The following is a 17,617-nucleotide window of genomic DNA, read 5'->3' as shown; positions in this document are numbered from 1 at the left end:
CATGGTGTCTGTGCATGTCAGAGTGCGATGGGGAGCACAGCAAGGCGCTGTCGAAGCGCTTCACCCGCTCTCCCTTGCGGTCGCCCACTGTAGGGGAGAAACCGAATGGTCACGCTTGCCGAGGTCGCCCAGCACGCCGGAGTCTCCGCGAGCACGGTGAGCTACGTCCTCAGTGGCAAGCGGTCGATCTCGGCCTCCACCCGGGAGCGGGTGGAGCAGAGCATCCAGCAGCTGGGCTACCACCCCAACGCCGGTGCGCGCGCCCTCGCCAGCAGCAGGTCCAACATCATCGCGCTGATGGTGCCGCTGCGCACGGACATGTACGTGCCGGTGATGATGGAGATCGCCATCGCCGTCGCCACGAGCGCCCGGACGCACGGATACGACGTGCTGCTGCTCACAGGCGAGGAGGGACCGGCCGCCGTCCGCCGGATCGCGGGGAGCTCACTGGCGGACGCGATGATCCTGATGGACGTCGAACTGCACGACGAGCGGCTGCCGTTGCTCCGCGACTCCGGGCGGACCGCCGTCCTCATCGGCCTGCCCGCCGACACCTCGGGGCTCACCTGTGTGGATCTCGACTTCGAGGCCACCGGGGCGCTCTGCGTGGAGCACCTCGCCGGCCTCGGTCATCGCGAGGTGGCGGTGATCGGCGAAGCGGCAGCCGTCTACGAACGGCACACGGGCTTCGCCGAACGGACCGTGGACGGCATACGGGCCGGCGCGCGGGCGGCCGGGGTGCGCATCCTGCACCGCCCCTGCGAGGGTGGCTACGCCGCGATGGCCGGCACCCTGGGCCGGATCTTCGACGAGCGGCCGGGAACGACCGGGTTCATCGTCCAGAACGAAGCCGCCGTCGAGCCCCTGCTCAACCTGCTCCAGCAGCAGGGGCGCGCCGTGCCCGAGGACGTCTCCGTCGTGGCCGTCTGCCCCGAACAGGTCGCCACGCAGGCCTCGGTGCGGCTCACCTCGGTCGCCATCCCGGCCCAGGAGATGGGGCGCCGTGCGGTGGAGCAGGTGGTCGCCAAGCTCGCCGGCCGGGGTACGGACGAGGTGGAACTGCTGAAGCCGGTCCTGACGGAGCGTGCGAGTACCGGGCCGGCGCCGGCCTGAGTGCCGCGAGGGCCGCTCACCCTTACGGGTGGTGTGTGCGCCGACGTGTGTCGTGAGGCCGGTACGTACGTGGCACAGGTGGGCAACGGGCCCTGGAATGAGCCTGGTTGCTGTAGATCCGGCGTGGTAACTTCACGGTCTGCCATAAAGGCGTTACCGACTCGACGGGGGTGGTCGGTGGTGGTGCACGGGCTGCCTGGAGCGGATGAGCCGGACGAGGCCAGAGTGCGGCTCATCGGGGTGCTGGTCGAATTCCTGTGCGTACAGGACTTCGTGACCGACCGCGACCAATGTGCCCTGTTCGTGTCGTTCGCCGCGGACCGGCTGGGTACGCAGATCACCTATCGGCGCACCAACCCACGGGCGGACATGCTGTCCTTCGTGAGGGACGTCCTCAGGCACGACACGGGCCTCGCGGCGCTGATCTTCGCTGCCGGCGTCATCGCGGGCCCCGACTGCACGGCCCGGCTGAAGCTGCTCGTGGAGGATGCCAGGACCGGTGCGTCGATGGCCGACACGTCCCCCGAGTTCACCGACACCGCGGTGCGCGACATCCACCGGCTGCTCGCCGATGTGCGACGAGTCGACGACGGCCGTCTGCACGCCCTCCTGAGCCATGAGCTGGGTGTCGACGTGCCGTACGGCCAGAGCCCCGCCCAGCGCTTCGACCACCTGTGCCAGGCCAACACCCAGGCCGACGGTCTGCCCCCCGCGCTCGTACTGGTCGAGATCACGGCGTTCCTGGAACAGCCGGCGCTCCGCGAGGCGCTCAGGGCATGGTCGGACGCGTGGGCCAGGGAGGCGGACGAGGAGACGGCGCGGGCCCTGGTGGAACGCAGACGTGCGATCGAGGCGCTGCCGGCCGCCGATCCGGACGTGGCACGTTGCCTCGTCGTGATGGTGGAGCCGGCGGACGACAGTTCGGCCGATGTCTACGTACGTCACTGGGTCAACGCCGCGCCAGGTTATTGGGAGCCGGTGGCCGGGGACGTGCGCCCCACGACCCTCGACCAGCTGGCGAGCGAGGTCGAGCGCGCCGTCGAACGCGGGCGCGAACACTGGGCGCAACTGCCGGTGACGGCGAACGAGCCACCGGTACAGGTCGAGTTCGTGCTGCCGTTCACGCTACTCAACCACGACATGGCCCGCCTGGAAATGGGTACGTGGAGTGGTGAACCGCTGCCGATCAGTCTTGAGTACCACGTCCATCTGAGATCGCTCGAACGCATGAGAGCGGCACGGAAGGGCGGATATCTCCCTCTGTGGCGGGAACGCTGGACGCAACTCAGGAACGCCGGGGTGGCCGAGTCGTACCGCTGGCACGGTGAGGACGGTGAAGGGCTCGGCCTCTGGCGTGCCAAGCTGATAGCGAACCCGGACCTGACCGCGGTCATACTCGACGTCCCCGCACTGCCCGGTCTCGGTCTGGAAGCACTCGTCACCGCGATCGCTCAGGGGGTGGGCCTTGCAGCCTGGGACCGAAGGACGGACAGCCCGGACCTGTCGGGCGAGGTGCTGACCCTCTTGCTGGCTCACCCGCCCTCACAGATCCCGTCGAAGGTCAGCGCGCTGCGCAGGAAGGCCGAGGGGATGAACCGCGACAACTGGTCCCTCGGAAAGCACCTCGCCCTGATGTGGGACGATCCCAACCGCCTGGTCGACTGCGAGGAGTTGACAGCATGACCGAGCAGGTCTCGGCAGCGCAGTCCGTCACGCCTCCCTCCTGGAGGGTGTTCCACGCAACGGGGCAGCCCCCCGTCGGCGACCCGCCGGGACTGCCGCAGCCCCCGCCCTGGCGGGTGTTCGCCGGGAGTCCGCTGCAGCAGGACCCGCCCGACGACGCGCAGTCGGCGCTGCGCCGGCTCGGCACCGTGCAGGAGGGCCCGCAGTTACGCGAGGACGAGATCAACGCGGTCAACGCCGCACTCCTGCTGCGCCGCCCCCTGCTGATCACCGGACCGCCCGGAGTCGGCAAGTCCACCCTGGCGTATCTGATCGCCCAGGAACTCGGACTCGGCAGGGTGCTGCCGTGGAGCATCGTCAGCCGCACCACCCTGCGCGGCGGGCTGTACGAGTACGACGCCATCGGACGGGCCCAGGCCATCGCCGCCTGGCGTGCCGGGGGCACGCCGGAGGCGGAGAGCGGCTCCGCAAGCGCCCCCGATCTGGGGGACTTCGTGACCCTCGGCCCGCTGGGCACGGCTCTGCTCGCCTACGGGCGCCCCAGGGTGCTGCTCGTCGACGAGTTGGACAAGAGCGACATCGACCTCCCCAACGACCTGCTCCACGTCCTGGAGAACGGCAGTTACGAGATCCCGGAACTGGTGCGGGCCGGCCTGGCGGAGGTATCGGTCTTCACCGACGACCCGCAGGGCCGCGCCGTCATCGAGGCAGGCCGGGTCGAGTGCGCGGAGTTCCCCGTCGTCGTGATCACGAGCAACGGCGAGCGTGAGTTCCCGGCCGCCTTCCGGCGCCGCTGCCTGCCGCTGGAGATGCGCCCGCCCGGCCGCGAACACCTCGTCTCCATCGTCGTCAGCCACCTGGGCCGGCACCCCGAAGGCATCGAGGACCTCGTGGACGACTTCGTCCGGCGCCTGGACGGCGGAGGCACCCAGTCCGTCGACCAGCTGCTGAACGCCGTGCAACTCACCACGGCGCACGGATTCCGGGCCGACAGCGACGGGCGTAAGCTCATCGAGATGCTTCTGCGCGACCTCTCGAAAGGCCGCTGATGAACGGCTCGCCACGGGAACGTGCCCCCGACGCGGCGCTGATGCCGAGCGGCGGCAGCCACGAGAGCGACGGCGAGGCGAGCTGGCAGGACCTCGCCGACGCCGTCTGGCTCGCGGCGGCCTGGCACCGGGCGGGCCGCGGGGCGGACGGCGCTACGGGCCTGGACCCCGCTCCCTCACCCGACCACCTGGAGAACGCCCTCCCCGAGGCCGGCGCTCCTCCGTTCGAGCAGGGCGCCGAGGACACGGTTCCCGCTGCGAGCCACCCGGATGTCGATCCACGGGACGTGGAACTGCTCGACGTCCTCCCGACACGGCACGGCCGGCCCGGAACCGTCCTGCCGGACGGACCTCGTCCTGCGCGGCGCGTCATGCCGTTGCCTCTGGCCAAGGCCCTGCGCGGCCTGGGCCGACGTGTGCCGTCACGCCATGAAAGCCGGCTCGACGAGGCCCGCACCGCTGAGAACGGTGTGATCGACGGACTGTGGATCCCCTACCTCGACCCGGTCCAGGAACGCGCCTTCGACCTGATGCTGCTCGTGGACCGGGCGCCCACCATGCCCGTCTGGGACGACTCCTTACGTCAGCTGACCGACGAGGCGGTGCGCAGCGGAGCCTTCCGGGACGTCCGTACGGTCGATGTCTCGCTGCCCGGTGCGGCACCGCCCGAGCTGCGCTGGCCCGGCAACCGGCGGGCCGACCCCGCCGAACTCCTCGACGGCAGGGGGACGCGGCTGTTCCTCGTCGTGACCGACGGACTGGCGCCCGGATGGGCCGAAGGCGGCGCCGACGAACTGCTGGGACGGCTCTCCGCGGGCGGGCCGACGGCGCTCGTCCATCTGCTGCCGCCGTACCTGCGCCACCGTTCGTCGGTCTACCCCTTCCGGGCGCGGCTCGACGCCGCCGGGTTCGGGGCGCTCAACCGCCACTTCCTCTGCCACCCGCCGCACGGAGTGCCCGAGCACGCGCACATCCTGCCCGACACGGGCGACGGGTCCGTGGCCGTGCCCGTCCTCAGTCTCCGCCCCGGCTCGTTCCGAGCATGGGCGGATCTCGTCACCGGCGAACGCGGCGTACGACGGACGCTGCCCGTGATTCTGGCCGGGGCGATGGCCAAGGGCGTGTCCGCTCCCGGGCTGCGGGCTCCCAGGCTCGACGGGCCCCGCGCCGCGGCGGACGCCGTACGCAGATTCTTCTCGCTGGCCAGCCCGCTCGCGCGGCAGCTCGCCGTCCTGCTGGCCGTGGCGCCGATGCGTTTCGATGTCATCGAGGAGTTGCGCGACAGGGCCTTTCCCGAGTCGCGGCCCGAGCATCTGGCCGAGGTGATGATGGGCGGCCTCATCGACTGGGAGCGGGACGGCGAGGGCGGGCCCGACTTCGCCGACGGCATCCGCGAGGCGCTGCTGGCCACCGGTAACCGCACTCAACTCGCGCGCGCCGTCGGGCTGCTGGCCGAGGCGCGGGCCAGCCGGGCGCAGGGCGTACGGCTGCGTGCCGCGCTGCGCGACCCGGCGCAGGCGGCACTTCCGGACGGCGGGGCCGGACCGGCGTGGCTGCGCATCGAACTGGCCGTGCTCCGCGCGCTCGGAGGCATGCCGTACCGGCGGCGCGCGGCGCGACTCAAGGGTGTGCTGCACGGCGCGGGAGCGCCGACGGGGGCGACAATAGATGATAAAGAGGCATCTGATGTGAATGAGAACGGCCCCGCTTCCCCGTCGCATTCGACGGTTCCACCAGGAGGATCTGTGTCGCCGACGACACCACCCGTAGACACCGAGCAGGATCGGGTCGACGAGCGCGCGCCTGCCCTGACACCCGAGCTCCGGTTCGTCCGTACGGGCCAGCCGAAGATCATGGGCAACGTGCCGCCGAAGAACCCGAACTTCACCGGGCGGGAGAGTCTTCTGGCCGCTGTGGAGCGGCAGTTGCGGGAGGACGAGACCACAGCCGTCCTGCCGCACGCGCTGCACGGTATGGGCGGTGTCGGGAAGTCGCAGATCGCCGTGGAATACGTGTACCGCCACAGCGGCGAGTTCAACGTGATCTGGTGGATCCCCGCGGAGCAGGAGAACCTGATCCTCGGCGCTCTCGCCGACCTGGCCCGCAGCCTCGGGCTCGAGGTGGGTCCGCAGGCCAACGCAGCGGTGCCCGCCGTGCGCGAGGCGCTGCGCACGGGCAAGCCGTTCGACAACTGGCTGCTGGTCTTCGACAACGCCGAGGACATCGAGGCCGTACGCTCCTACTTCCCCAACGGCGGACCGGGGAAGATCATCGTCACCTCGCGCAACCGCGAGTGGGAACGCGTCGCCACCCCCCTGAGCGTCGATGTCTTCGACCGTGCGGAGAGCATCGCACTCCTGCAGCGCCGCGCCCGCGGCCTCGGTTCAAGAGACGCGGACCGGCTCGCCGCGGCCCTGGGCGACCTGCCCCTCGCGGTCGAGCAGGCGGGTGCCTGGCACGCCGCGACCGGGATGCCCGTGGACGAATACCTCACCCTGTTGGACGAGCGCCGGCCCGAGATCCTCGAACTCGACCCGTCGCCCGACTATCCGCTGCCGGTCGCGGCGGTCTGGGACATCTCCCTCGGGCGCCTCTCGCAGGACAACCCGGCGGCGCGCCAACTCCTGGAGATCTGCGCCTGCATGGCGCCGGAGCCCATCCCGCTCAACCTCTTCAGGGGCGGCCGCAACATCGAGGTCACACCCGAGCTGGACCCGGTCCTGCGTGACCCGCTGCTCCTCGCCCGCGCCACCCGGGACCTCAGCAAGCTGTCGCTGGTGAGGCTGGACCACAAGACCGCCACCCTGCAGATGCACCGACTCATGCAGAACGTGATCGTGGCCAGGATGGATCCCGAGGAACGCGCCAGGATGACGCGGGCGTCCCACCTGCTCCTGACGACGGCGAAGCCGGGAGCACCCGCGTCGCCGGACCAGTGGCCCGCCTACCAGGCCATCCTCCCGCACGTGATCGCGTCCGGTGCGGTGCAGAGCTCAGACGGGTGGGTCCGCGACCTCGTCTACGACATGGTCTTCTTCCTCTACTACTGGGGCGCCCACGAGTCGGGCGCCGCGCAGGCCCGGCTGGCCTGGTCCGCATGGCGTGCCCAGTCCGGTGACGAGGACCTGCACGTCATCAGGATCACCAAGCTCCTCGGCTTCTACCTGCGGCTCCTGGGGCGCCCCGCCGAGGGCGTCGTGCACAACGAGCGCGCGCTGGCGATCTCGCGCGGAGCCGACATCCCGGACGAGGAACTCGTCGACTCCATGTGGCAGATGGCGGGGGCGCTACGGCACAGGGGCGAGTTCCGGAAGGCGCGTGAACTGGCCGAGGAGGCGTTCACCCGGGCAAGTGACCTGTTCGGGCCCGAGGACCCCACGACGCTGAGCGCCGCCCATGACTACGGCGTGACACTACGGCTGAACGGCAATTTCGTACTCGCGCGGGAGATCGACGAGGAGACCGCACGCCAGAGGGAACTGCTGTACGGGCCGGTGAACGGGCTCACCCTCAACACGCTGAACGGGCTGGCCATCGACCTGCGTGAGGCAGGCGACTACCTGGGTGCCCGCGCACTCCAGGAGTCCAACTACCTGCCCTACGTGGCCCACTTCGGGGAGACGAACGCGGCGACCATCCGCGCGGCGCTGAACCTCGCGGTGTGCCGGCGCAGGGCGGGCGTGGTCGAGGGAGCCTCCCTGCTCGCCGAGCAGACTCTCGAGCGCTTCACCAGCCGCTACGGGCTGCACAACACCGACGCGCTCTGTGCGGCGAATCACGCCATGGTCGAACGCCGTCTCAACGGCGACCTCGTCGGCTCCCGGGAACTGGGAGAGCAGACGCTGTCCGCCTACCGCACGGTGCTCGGCGACGAGCACCCCTTCACCCAGTTCGCCAAGGTGAATCTTGCCGCCACACTGCGGGCCCAGGGCGACACGGACCGGGCGGAGACGCTGGACACCCAGGCCCTCGAAGGCCTGGAGAACGCTCTCGGGACGCAGCACATCAGTACGCTGACCGCAGCGATGTGCCGGGCCAACGACCATTACGCGCGGCTGGACTTCGCGCAGGCCATGGCTGTCGACTCCGACCTCCTCCCGAAGCTCACCGGCACGGCCGGGGCCGACCACCCGCTGACACTCGCCTGCACGGCCAACCTGGCGCTCGACCGGCGGGGGCTCGGCGCATCGGAGGAGGCCGACCGGCTCAACCGCATCGCTGTACAGGGGCTTTCGCGTCTGCTCGGGGCGAATCACCCCTGGCACACGTCGGCCAGGCTCCACCAACGCATCGAATGCGACATGACGCCGCTGCCGATGTGACGACGACCGGATGAACCGCCGGCCCGTCCGCCGCCCATGGTGGCGGACGGGCCGTGGCGAAAGGCAACGGGGAGCGGACACATGACCACGGTGGTCTTCACTCACGGCACAGGTGTGCGTGAACCACACCTCGGCGGGCTGCTCGCGCACATCACCTCCGGGCTGGCGGCGACAGCCCCGGGTGCGCACCTCGTCGCGTACGACTGGGGCGGGCCTCACGGGGCGCGGCTCGCCGCGGACGGCGCCAGTATCCCGGCCGCGCCCGGCGCCGGCACCGGCAGGAGCGCGGCAGATCCTGACGAGAGCGACGAGACGCAGGAGTGGGCCAGGCTGTACGCCGATCCGTCGGCCGAGCTGGCGACGGCGGCCGCCGGAGTGGCCGGACACGCGACTCCGCCAGGAGCCGCCTTCCCGGACGAACGCCCGCGGGCAGTGCTTCTGGAGATCGCCGCCCGGGGCGAACCGGGGGCGGACCCGCTCGCCCCGGGGCTTCACGAGGCGGCGGCCGCACTCGCGCGCAGCCCCCTGCTGGGCCCCGCCGCCGAGGCACTGGACCAGGAGACCCTTGCCTCGGTGCTGGCCAGGGCCCTGACCGCCACCGTCGTCGCAGCTGACATCGAGGCCGACAGCCCCGTGCAGATCAGCGGCGACGTCAGGGACGCGGCCGTCGCCGCTCTGGCCGGACGTCTGGGCGCCGCCCCGGTGGGCACCGGACGCGGGCCCCTGCTCCGGATGGCGGGGAGGCCGCTCCTACGGCTCGGCTCCCGCTACGCCGTGCGGCGCCGCCGTGCGCTCACCGACGCCGCGCACCCGGCCGCCGGTGACATCCTGAAATACCTCGCCCGGGGCGAGGACATGCGCCAGGGCCTGCGGGACCTCGTCGCCACCCTGGAGCCGCCCGTCGTCCTGCTCGGGCACAGCCTCGGTGGCATCATCTCGCTGGACACACTCATATCCGGCCCCCTGCCCGGGGTGGAACTCCTGACGACCGTCGGCTCGCAGGGCCCCTTCCTCTACGAGACGGGCGCGCTGCCCTCGCTCGCCCACCCGGATCCGCTGCCCGGGCACGTTCCGCCGTGGCTGAACCTCTACGACCGCCGCGACCTGCTCGGGTACGCCGCCGAACCGCTCTTTCCCGGGCGGGCCCACGACGTCACCACCGACAGCCGGCAGCCCTTCCCCGTGGCGCACAGCGCTTACTGGGGCGATCCGGCTGTCTACCGCGCCATCGGGGAGCGGCTGCCATGACCCGCCGCGCCGTCCCACCGGATCGTGTCTTCGCCCTCGTCGTCGGCATCGAGCAGTACGCGGCCGGTCCGGCCTGGGACCTGCCCGGCCCCGCGCGGGACGCCCTGCGCTTCCGCGACTGGCTGCTGGCTCGCGGAGTGCCCGACAGCCACGTCCAGCTGCATCTCGCACCGCTGCCCGGGAGCGTTCCCGACGTCCCCTTCCGTCCGGCCGACCACGAAGCGCTGAGGCGTGCCTTCGTCACCGACATCCCCGGCCGCAGGGACGAAGCGCTGTGGGTGTGGTGGGGCGGCCACGGTGTGCTGGACACGGACGACGACACCCGGCTCTACACCGCCGACGCCACCCTGACGGACCGGCGCAACATCCATGTCGAATCCGCACTCGCCCGGCTCAGAAGCGACGTGGCCCCCGGCCTCGGCGTCCAGATGTGGATGGTGGACGCGTGCCGCACCTTCGACGAGACGCACCGATTCCCGCAGCCACCGCCCACGGAGCGTCTACCCGCCGGGGCGCGGATCGCCGCACACGAACAGATCCTGATGTTCGCCGCAAGCCGTGGGCAGCGGGCCGGCAACGATCCGGAGCGTCGGCTCGGCGTGTTCTCGGACATCGTCCTGAGCGCCCTTCCCGACGACGTGCTGCCGGACCCCCCGCCCCTCCTCGAGGCGGTGAAGGCGCGGATGGACGCGCTCCGGGCAGCCGGACACGCCCGTCAGATCGCCGACTTCCGTCTGGAGAGGCCAGGACACACGGACATCGCGCAGTCGGACCCACCGGCCCAGGCCCTGCCGCCCCTGGGCCGGCTCATCGAGTCCCTGATGGCGTATCCGCTGATGAACGACCGTGACGAACGGCAGACCCTGGTCAACGAGCTGCCTCCCGCCGCCGTCGCCCGCATGCCGAGGCACCCCATGCCGCGTACGGATGTGATCGGGATCGTACGCACTCTCAGGGGGCGGCCGGACGGATTGTGGAAGTTGTACGCCGCAGTGACCCTGCTCGACGACGACGCCGACCGCTGCGCCGAACTCAGGGCGTCGGTACAGGACTTCATGACGGAGTCCGGGCCCGGAACGTGATCGGCTGGCGTGATCACACGGGTTTCGGGAAGGGGTCTCAGTCGTCATGATGGAGTAAACGGTGGCATCCTGTGCCACCGCTCGCGAAGGGGGAGCGCGCCTTGTACCAGCCGGTGCCGGTCGACAACACACCCGATCACATCGAGTCCGACCTGATGGACCTGACCACCGTAGGCGTTGCCGACCTGCGGCGTCTGCCCGCCCCGAGCGGGGCGGCACGGCTGCTCGCCGAGATCCGGCGCGCGCGCACCAACGCGATGGGAAGCGGTGAACCCGGGCGGGCCGAGTAGTGAGGCCCCACCGGCCACGCGATGAAATCGTCCATGACAGGGAGCGATGTGTACGCGCCGATCCGCATGCCCGGCCCGCTCTTCGACGAGATCGCCGCAGGCGGCGGCTCGTCCGAGGCCGTCGCGTTCCTGGTCCGGGGCGAACGTACGCGCCGCCTCCTGCTGCTGCGCGAGCTCCTCGACCTCTTCGACGCGGACCCCGGTGCCCTCGGCCCTCTGCGCACCCGGACGGTGTGGCCCACGCTCGAGGCGGCCGCCACCCGGGCCCCGGAGCCGGTCGACGAACTGCTGCTGACCCCCCAGGTCGGCAGCTGGCTCGCCCACTCGCTTCGCCGGCTGCACGGAACGGCCTCCGGGCCGCCGCTGTGGGCCGACGCCGGACAGATCGCCGCCGTGGCCGCGGCGGCAGCCGTCCACGCGGGTACGGACGCCGAACTCCTGCTGCCGGCACGGGGGGAGACCGTCAGCCTGCCCGCGCTGGGGACGGTCCGGGTGCCAGGCCCGGACGAGGGCGGCTTCCACGCGGTCCGCGTCACCGTCTCCGGCGCAAAGGTCACCGCCCGCACCGCGTACGGGCCGGATGTCGTCGTACGCCCGCTCACCGAGCCGGAATCGGCGCACTGGCTTCCGGTGCACCGGCTGGACACCGGCCCGGGGACCCGCACCGTCCAGCTGGACGACCTCGATCCCTACCGCGACCTGGACGAGCCGATAGCCCCCGGCCGTCTCACCCCCGGTGAACTCCGCTCCTGGCGTGCGCTGTTCCGGGACGCCGTCGCCATCCTGCGCCGCGGCGACGACACGGCCCCCGGCGGTCTGCGTCCCGAGGAGATCAGCCGCATCGTCCCCTGGCACGCCCGGGACGGCGGCGCAGGGCTCCCCGTGCCGGCCGAGGGGCTCAGCGCCTCCACGGGTGACGCCTTCGCCTCCATGGTGATCGCCCGGCCGCCGGACGGCCTCGCCCTCGCGGAGACCCTCGTCCACGAATTCCAGCACAGCAAACTCGGCGCCCTGCTCCACCTCTTCCCCCTCCTCGACGACGACCGGTCCGAGCACCACTACGCTCCCTGGCGCGCCGATCCCCGCCATCTGCCGGGCCTGCTCCACGGTGCGTACGCCTTCGTCGGCGTCACCGGATTCTGGCGGGCACAGATCGGGGACCCGGCCGCCGACCGTGGCGGGAGGGCGGCGTACCACTTCGCGCTGCGCCGGCTCCAGACCCGCATGGTCCTGCGCACCCTGGCGACCCGTGCCCGGCTCACCGAACCCGGGACGCGGCTGGTCACCCGGCTGTCCGAGACCGTCGACGGCTGGCTGAGGGAACCGCTCGAACAGGCGACCGTGGCACGCGCCCGGGCGTCGGCGGTCAGCCACAGGGTGGAGTGGCGGCTGCGCAACCTGCGCTGCGGTGAGGACGAGCGTAGCACGCTCCTCGAGGCGCTGCGCTCCGGCGCCGCCCCCGTACCGGGCGGCGAGCCGCTGGTGGCGCCGGACCGGGCACGCGGGCACTGGCAGGACGACCGCGCCAGGCTCTACCGCTTACAGGAGTTCCAGGCCGGCCGGACGCCGACGGCCGACGATCTGCTGGTCGCGGGGGTCCCGGAGGCCGCCCGCGCGGCGTACACCGCGCAGCTGCGGGGCCCGGGGCCCTTCGACCCGCACGCGCTGGCCGGGTGGCTGCTGGCACACACGGCGCTCCATCCGCGTGACCGTCGGTTGCTCGCCCGCCCCGAACGCTTCGCGGCGCTCCTGGAGGCGTGCTCGCCCGAAGACTGGACGCGGACCGCGCGCTGGCTGGCCGGCAGCCCCGCCGAGGACTGAGACCGGGCACGGCGCACGGACCGGGGGGCGTCCCCCGGCCCGTGCTCCGGTCAGGATCAGCTCGACGAGACGTTGAATCCGTTGGTCGTGAAGTTCAGCCCGCCGGACGACGAGGTGATCTCGTAGCCGAACTGGACGTCACCGATCGTCTCGTTCCCCCACCAGCCCTTGGTGTCCTTGATCCACTTCAGGATCGGCAGGATGTTCACCGTGCCGGCGGACGAGTCGGAGGTCCGCAGGAAGGAGAAGACCTCGTTGGCGCCGTTACTGCCCTTGTAGACATCCCAGGTGTGCCCGCCGAGGGTGACCCGTCCCTGGGAGGTGCCGAGGGGGCCGACGGCACCGTTGTGGTTCACCCAGAGCATCACCTCGTAGTCGTAGTCCGTGTCCCAGATGTCGTACGACGTGTTGTACGCGCCGGACGACGGGACCGTCACGTTGTAGCCGCTGGTGAGGGACGAGATCGACGAGATCGGCTTGTTGACGATCTTCTTGGCGTTCGGGTACGACTTGATGCCGCCGGTGTTCGGGTGGTTCGCCGTCACGCCCCAGTTGCTCGACGAGTTGGCCCAGATGGTCTGGGTGCCGGCTCCGGAGCCCCAGATGTTGTTGTAGAGGATGTAGTTGTCGGAGGTGGTGTAGTTGCCCCACTGCTCGGACGAGGTCCAGATCGCGGCGTGGGCGGGAGCCGCCGCGAAGCCGATCAGCGCGGCCACGGCTGCCGTGGGGGCCAGCAGCAGCCGGGTCAGGGTGGATCGTGCCATGGGGTGTTCCTTCCATGTGGGGATGGAGGACTGCTACCGCGGCCCCAGGGTGAGGACGCGGTCCACGCCGGCCGTCAGCTCCAGCGGAGCCGGGGGGTTTCCGGCGGAGGTCTCGGTGAGGGCGAACCCGTCACCCGTACGAAGATCGACGCGCGCGTCGCGGGTGGGACGCAGCACGGCGGTGGCGCCGTCCTCCGACCACCGCAGGTCCAGCTGTGCGCCGAACCGGGTGCGTACGCCCCGGAGTTCACCCGCCGGATACGCCGCCGGGACGGCCGGCAGCAGGACCAGGCGGCCGGGCGCCGACTGGACGAGCGACTCGATCACGGCGGCGGGCAGGGTGTGGGCCGCGTCCGCGTTGTAGACGTTCCGGGACGGGTAATGCGCGCTCATCAGCGAGTCGTGGAAGAAGTCGCCGCCCAGCACCGCGTCCAGCGCCGCCGCCACCCGGGACGGGTCCCGCAGCCGGGCGGCGATCAGGGCGTGGTGCAGATGGCCGTGGGCGGAGTCGTTCTCCGAGCCGCGCAGCTCCAGCGCGCGGTGCGCGGCCTCGGCCTGCTCCGGGGTGTCGTACGGGTTGATCTCGTCCAGCGGCCACACCGGATACAGGTGGCTCAGGTGGCGGTGGTCGTACGTCTCCAGCAGGCCCGGCCACGCCCACTCGGCGAGCGCCCCGTCCTCGTTCACCAGATACGCCGGGAGCCGGGCCGCGAGTGACCGCCAGAGGCCGGCCGACGGGTGCCCGGGGGCGTGCTCGGCGGCTGTCGTCAGGGCGTGGCGGGCCGCGGCGATGTCCATCGTGGCGTTCACGGTGCCCCAGCTCGCGTTGGCCGGCCGGTTCTCCGGCGAGTACGAGGGGACGACCGCGAGACTGCCGTCGGGGTCCTCACGGCTGAGGAAGTCCTCGTAGAAGAGAGCCACTTCGACCAGAGCCCCGGTCAGGGCGGCGTCCGGGGAGCCCGTCGTGACCTCGGCGTGCTCCAGCAGCGGCTGCAGCAGCCAGTCCGCCCCGGCCGTCCACAGATGCAGCGGATAGGCGCGCTGGAAGTGCCGGGTGTGCCCGGACTCACCGTCCGTGTGGGACGGCGCGACGATGCCCCGGGCCCCGAAGAGCGCCCGGGCATTGTCCCGCCAGTCGGCCAACTGGCTGTACACCAGACCCGCATGGGCCGCCGTGACCTCCGGGAGGCCGGCCGCCGCGGCGGACGCGATCTGCAGGTTGAGATTGGCGTTCGTGGTGAAGGCACCGGACCAGGCGGTGTCCCAGTCGCCGGTCCACAGACCGGTCAGCCGGGGCGGCAGCAGCCCCGAGGAGGAGAGCAGGTGGTAGCGCCCCGCCGCGAACAGCCGCTCCAGCAACGCGGGGGACCGCGCGGAGCGCAGCAGTTCGCTCCCGGACAGCTGCCGCTCGGGCGCCGCGTCCCGGAGCACGAACGAGGCGCGCCCGTAAGCGGACCGGTGCGGCGGCACATGACGGGCCAGCAGTGTGTCGTAGTCCTCGCGCGGCAGAGTGGCCCACAGCTTCGTGAGGTCCGGGTGGCGCGGGCCGCGGACGACCCGGGTGATGAGAGTGAGGCTCCGGGCCCCCTCGATGCGGATGCCCTCGCCGGCCACGGACACCCTGCCGCCGTCCACCCGCGCCACGGTGACGCCGGTGTATCCGTTCGCCCCGCCCGGGTAGCCCACCCGCAGGGCCAGGTGCGCGCCCTCCGGGGTCAGCACGGTGGAGCGGCCCACCGCCAGCTGTGCGGGGGCACCGGGAAGGCCGGGGTCCAGGACGACGTCGGCCGTCAGCCCGAGGTCGGTGACCTGCTGCACGACCACGTCGTCGGCACGCGACACGAAGACGCTGCTGCCCCATGCCTCGTACGACGCGGTCACCTCGCCCGTCGTGAAGTCGACCTCGCGCCGGTACCCGGCCACAGCCTCGTGGAGCCCACGGGTGCGGCGGACAAGCGTCCGGAACGCCGGGTGGAAGGGCTGCACCCACACCAGCGGGCGCCCTGCTCCGAAGTCCTCGGCCGCCGTCGTGTCGCCGGACAGGAGGGCGTCCTGGAGGCGGCCGAGACGGTCGGCGAGCTCCGGCGGCCGGAGGCCCTCGCTGCCGTTGGGCCGAACCAGGGTGTGGTGGTTGACGATCACCCGGTCGTCCGCCGGATCGCCGAACACCATCGCCCCGTGACGGCCGTTGCCACTGAGGAACGCGTCCTCCCAACGGGTCGCGGGGCCGGGCTCCCACGTGCCGTCGATCATGCGGACACGCTTCTGAGCACGGCCACGCCGTAGCGGTCCAGATCGGCGTGGCCGTCGGCCTCGGCGCCCGTGAGCAGGTCGAGGTACCGGCCCGGCAGCTCCACCCGGGCGGGGGACCGGCCGTGGTTCAGCAGGAAGAGCAGCGCACCGCGCCGCACCGCCTCGACCCCGGCGGGCAACCCCTCCAGCACGGGCCGTACGCCGGCCCCGGTCGCCACCCGGCCGAGCAGAGCGCACAGCGCCTCGGGCTCGGGAAGCGTGGAGACGTACCACGCGGTGCCCTTGCGGAGCACCGCCGGAAATCCGTCCAGCTCCCCGCCGCGGTACGTGGCCACCGTCTCCGCGTCGTCGTCGGACTCCAGCTCCTCCGACCACAGGGTGCCGCGGAAACCGTCGCACTCCACCGTCGCGTCCGCGTCCAGGGGCCACCACTCGTGCACCGTACGGATCCCGAACAGCTCACGCAGCCGGCCGTCCATGCCACCCGGCCTGATCCGGTCGTCCACGTCCGCGACGCCGGTGAAGAACCCGCACACGAGGGTTCCGCCACCCCGCACGTACCCGATGAGGTTGTCGATCGCCGCGTCACCGAGGAGCTGGAGCTGAGGCACGAGCACCATGCGGTACGCGCTCAGGTCGTCCTCCGGGCGGGCGAACCCGGTGCTGATCCCGCCTTCCCACAACCCTCGGTGCCATGCCTGGACCAGCTCCGGGTACGACACGAGGGAGGACGGCCGGCCCTGCTGGGTGCTCGACCACCAGGCATCCCAGTCGTGCAGCACGGCGACCTCGGCGGACACCTCTGTTCCGCTCACCTCCGCGCCGATCAGTGCCAGTTCGGCGCCGATCCGCTTGACCTCCTGGAAGGTGCGACCGTGCTCACCGGCGTGGCTCAGCATGGCGGAGTGGAACTTCTCCGCCCCCTGCCGGGACTGCCGCCACTGGAAGTAGCAGAGGGCGTCCGCACCCCTGGCGACCGACTGCAGTGACCAGAGCCGGTTGAGCCCGGTGGGCCTGGGATGGTTGACCTCACGCCAGTTGACCGCCCCGGCCGCCTGCTCCATCACCATCCAGGGTCCGCGGGCCTGCGAGCGGGTCATGTCGGCGAGCATCGCGTTGTACTGCCCGCCCCGGGGGTCCTTCGGGTCCGGGTAGACGTCCACGGAGACGATGTCCTCCTGCTCCGCCCACGCCCAGGCGTCCTGCCCCGACCACAACGGCATGAAGTTGGTCGTCACCGGGATGTGCGGGGTGTGCCGGGCGACGATGTCCCGCTCGGCGACGTAGCACTCCATCAGTGCGTCGGAGGTGAACCGCTTGAAGTCCAGCTCCTGCGCCGGATTGCGCATGTACTGGGCCCGGCGCGGCGGCAGGATCTCCGTCCACACGTCGTAGCGCTGGCTCCAGAACGCCGTGCCCCAGGCCTCGTTGAGCGCGTCCAGGGTGGTGTAGCGGGAGGCCAGCCAGCGGCGGAAGTGGGCGCCGGTCTCGTCGCACCAGCAGTGCGTGCAGTACTCGTTGTTGATGTGCCACACGGTGAGTGCCGGATGGTTCGCGTACCGTGCGGCGAGGTCCTCGGTGAGCGCCGCGGCATGGCGTCGGTACACCGGTGAACTCGGGCAGAAGTGCTGCCGCGAACCGTAGTTGACCAGCGTGCCGTCCTCGGTGCGCGGCAGGGTCTCCGGGTGGAGGGCGCCCATCCACGGCGGCGGTGAGGACGTCGGCGTGGCGAGGACGACACCGATGCCGTGGGCGTGCAGGAGGTCCATCAGACGGTCCAGCCATCCGAACTCCCGTGCGCCCGGTCGTGGTTCGATCTTCGACCAGGAGAAGACGCCGACGGTGACGGTGGTGACCCCGGCCTCCTTCATCAGCCGTACGTCATCGGCCCACACCTCCTCGGGCCACTGCTCGGGGTTGTAGTCGCCTCCGAAGAGGACGCGGCCACGGGTGGCGTCGTGCAGGGACGGCATGGACGTCTCGTTCCTCTAC

General features: G+C 71.5%; 11 protein-coding genes. 8 read left to right on the top strand and 3 right to left on the bottom strand.

Features of this window, described 5'->3' with window-relative positions; genetic code table 11:
• The first annotated feature begins 105 nt into the window (after positions 1-105).
• The 8 genes from ACFYSH_RS25540 to ACFYSH_RS25505 all read left to right on the top strand — a co-directional run bounded on the left by ACFYSH_RS25540 (position 106) and on the right by ACFYSH_RS25505 (position 12,608).
• A complete protein-coding gene (locus tag ACFYSH_RS25540; protein ID WP_359465678.1) occupies positions 106-1,113 on the top strand; it encodes a LacI family DNA-binding transcriptional regulator in 1,008 nt (335 codons plus the stop codon).
• Positions 1,114-1,293: 180 nt separating this feature from the next.
• Positions 1,294-2,796, top strand: a complete 1,503-nt coding sequence (locus ACFYSH_RS25535) for a hypothetical protein (RefSeq protein WP_359465677.1) — start codon at positions 1,294-1,296, stop codon at positions 2,794-2,796.
• Positions 2,793-3,845, top strand: a complete 1,053-nt coding sequence (locus tag ACFYSH_RS25530; protein WP_359465675.1) for an AAA family ATPase — start codon at positions 2,793-2,795, stop codon at positions 3,843-3,845. The genes ACFYSH_RS25535 and ACFYSH_RS25530 overlap by 4 nt, the downstream gene beginning before the upstream one ends.
• Positions 3,845-8,167 (top strand): FxSxx-COOH system tetratricopeptide repeat protein, encoded by a 4,323-nt coding sequence (gene fxsT, locus ACFYSH_RS25525; protein ID WP_388755529.1) that lies wholly within the window; start codon positions 3,845-3,847, stop codon positions 8,165-8,167. The genes ACFYSH_RS25530 and fxsT overlap by 1 nt, the downstream gene beginning before the upstream one ends.
• Before the next feature lie 81 nt (positions 8,168-8,248).
• Complete coding sequence (locus ACFYSH_RS25520) at positions 8,249-9,415, top strand: hypothetical protein (RefSeq protein WP_388755527.1); 1,167 nt, start codon at positions 8,249-8,251, stop codon at positions 9,413-9,415.
• Entirely contained in the window at positions 9,412-10,497 is a 1,086-nt protein-coding gene (locus tag ACFYSH_RS25515; protein ID WP_388755524.1) for a caspase family protein, read from the top strand. The genes ACFYSH_RS25520 and ACFYSH_RS25515 overlap by 4 nt, the downstream gene beginning before the upstream one ends.
• Positions 10,498-10,598: 101 nt before the next feature.
• Positions 10,599-10,787, top strand: a complete 189-nt coding sequence (locus ACFYSH_RS25510) for an aldo/keto reductase (protein ID WP_359465669.1) — start codon at positions 10,599-10,601, stop codon at positions 10,785-10,787.
• A 33-nt stretch (positions 10,788-10,820) separates the two neighbouring features.
• Entirely contained in the window at positions 10,821-12,608 is a 1,788-nt protein-coding gene (locus ACFYSH_RS25505) for an HEXXH motif domain-containing protein (protein WP_388755521.1), read from the top strand.
• A gap of 56 nt (positions 12,609-12,664) precedes the next feature.
• On the opposite strand, the gene ACFYSH_RS25500 is transcribed toward ACFYSH_RS25505, so the two are convergent.
• From ACFYSH_RS25500 to ACFYSH_RS25490, 3 genes are read right to left on the bottom strand one after another with little or no spacing between them, the layout of a single operon-like run.
• Entirely contained in the window at positions 12,665-13,372 is a 708-nt protein-coding gene (locus ACFYSH_RS25500; RefSeq protein ID WP_388755518.1) for a hypothetical protein, read from the bottom strand.
• 33 nt (positions 13,373-13,405) lie between these two features.
• On the bottom strand, positions 13,406-15,625 hold the full coding sequence (locus tag ACFYSH_RS25495) for a glycoside hydrolase N-terminal domain-containing protein (RefSeq protein ID WP_388755515.1): 2,220 nt from the start codon (positions 15,623-15,625) through the stop codon (positions 13,406-13,408).
• On the bottom strand, positions 15,622-17,598 hold the full coding sequence (locus ACFYSH_RS25490; protein ID WP_359465662.1) for a beta-galactosidase: 1,977 nt from the start codon (positions 17,596-17,598) through the stop codon (positions 15,622-15,624). Before ACFYSH_RS25490 ends, ACFYSH_RS25495 begins: the two co-directional genes overlap by 4 nt.
• Positions 17,599-17,617: the final 19 nt, after the last annotated feature.

Origin of the sequence: Streptomyces sp. NPDC005791 (assembly GCF_042871485.1) — a bacterium.
GTDB lineage: Bacteria > Actinomycetota > Actinomycetes > Streptomycetales > Streptomycetaceae > Streptomyces.
The sequence above is the reverse complement of the archived record's forward strand: the minus strand, read 5'-3'. Positions and strand labels throughout refer to the sequence as shown.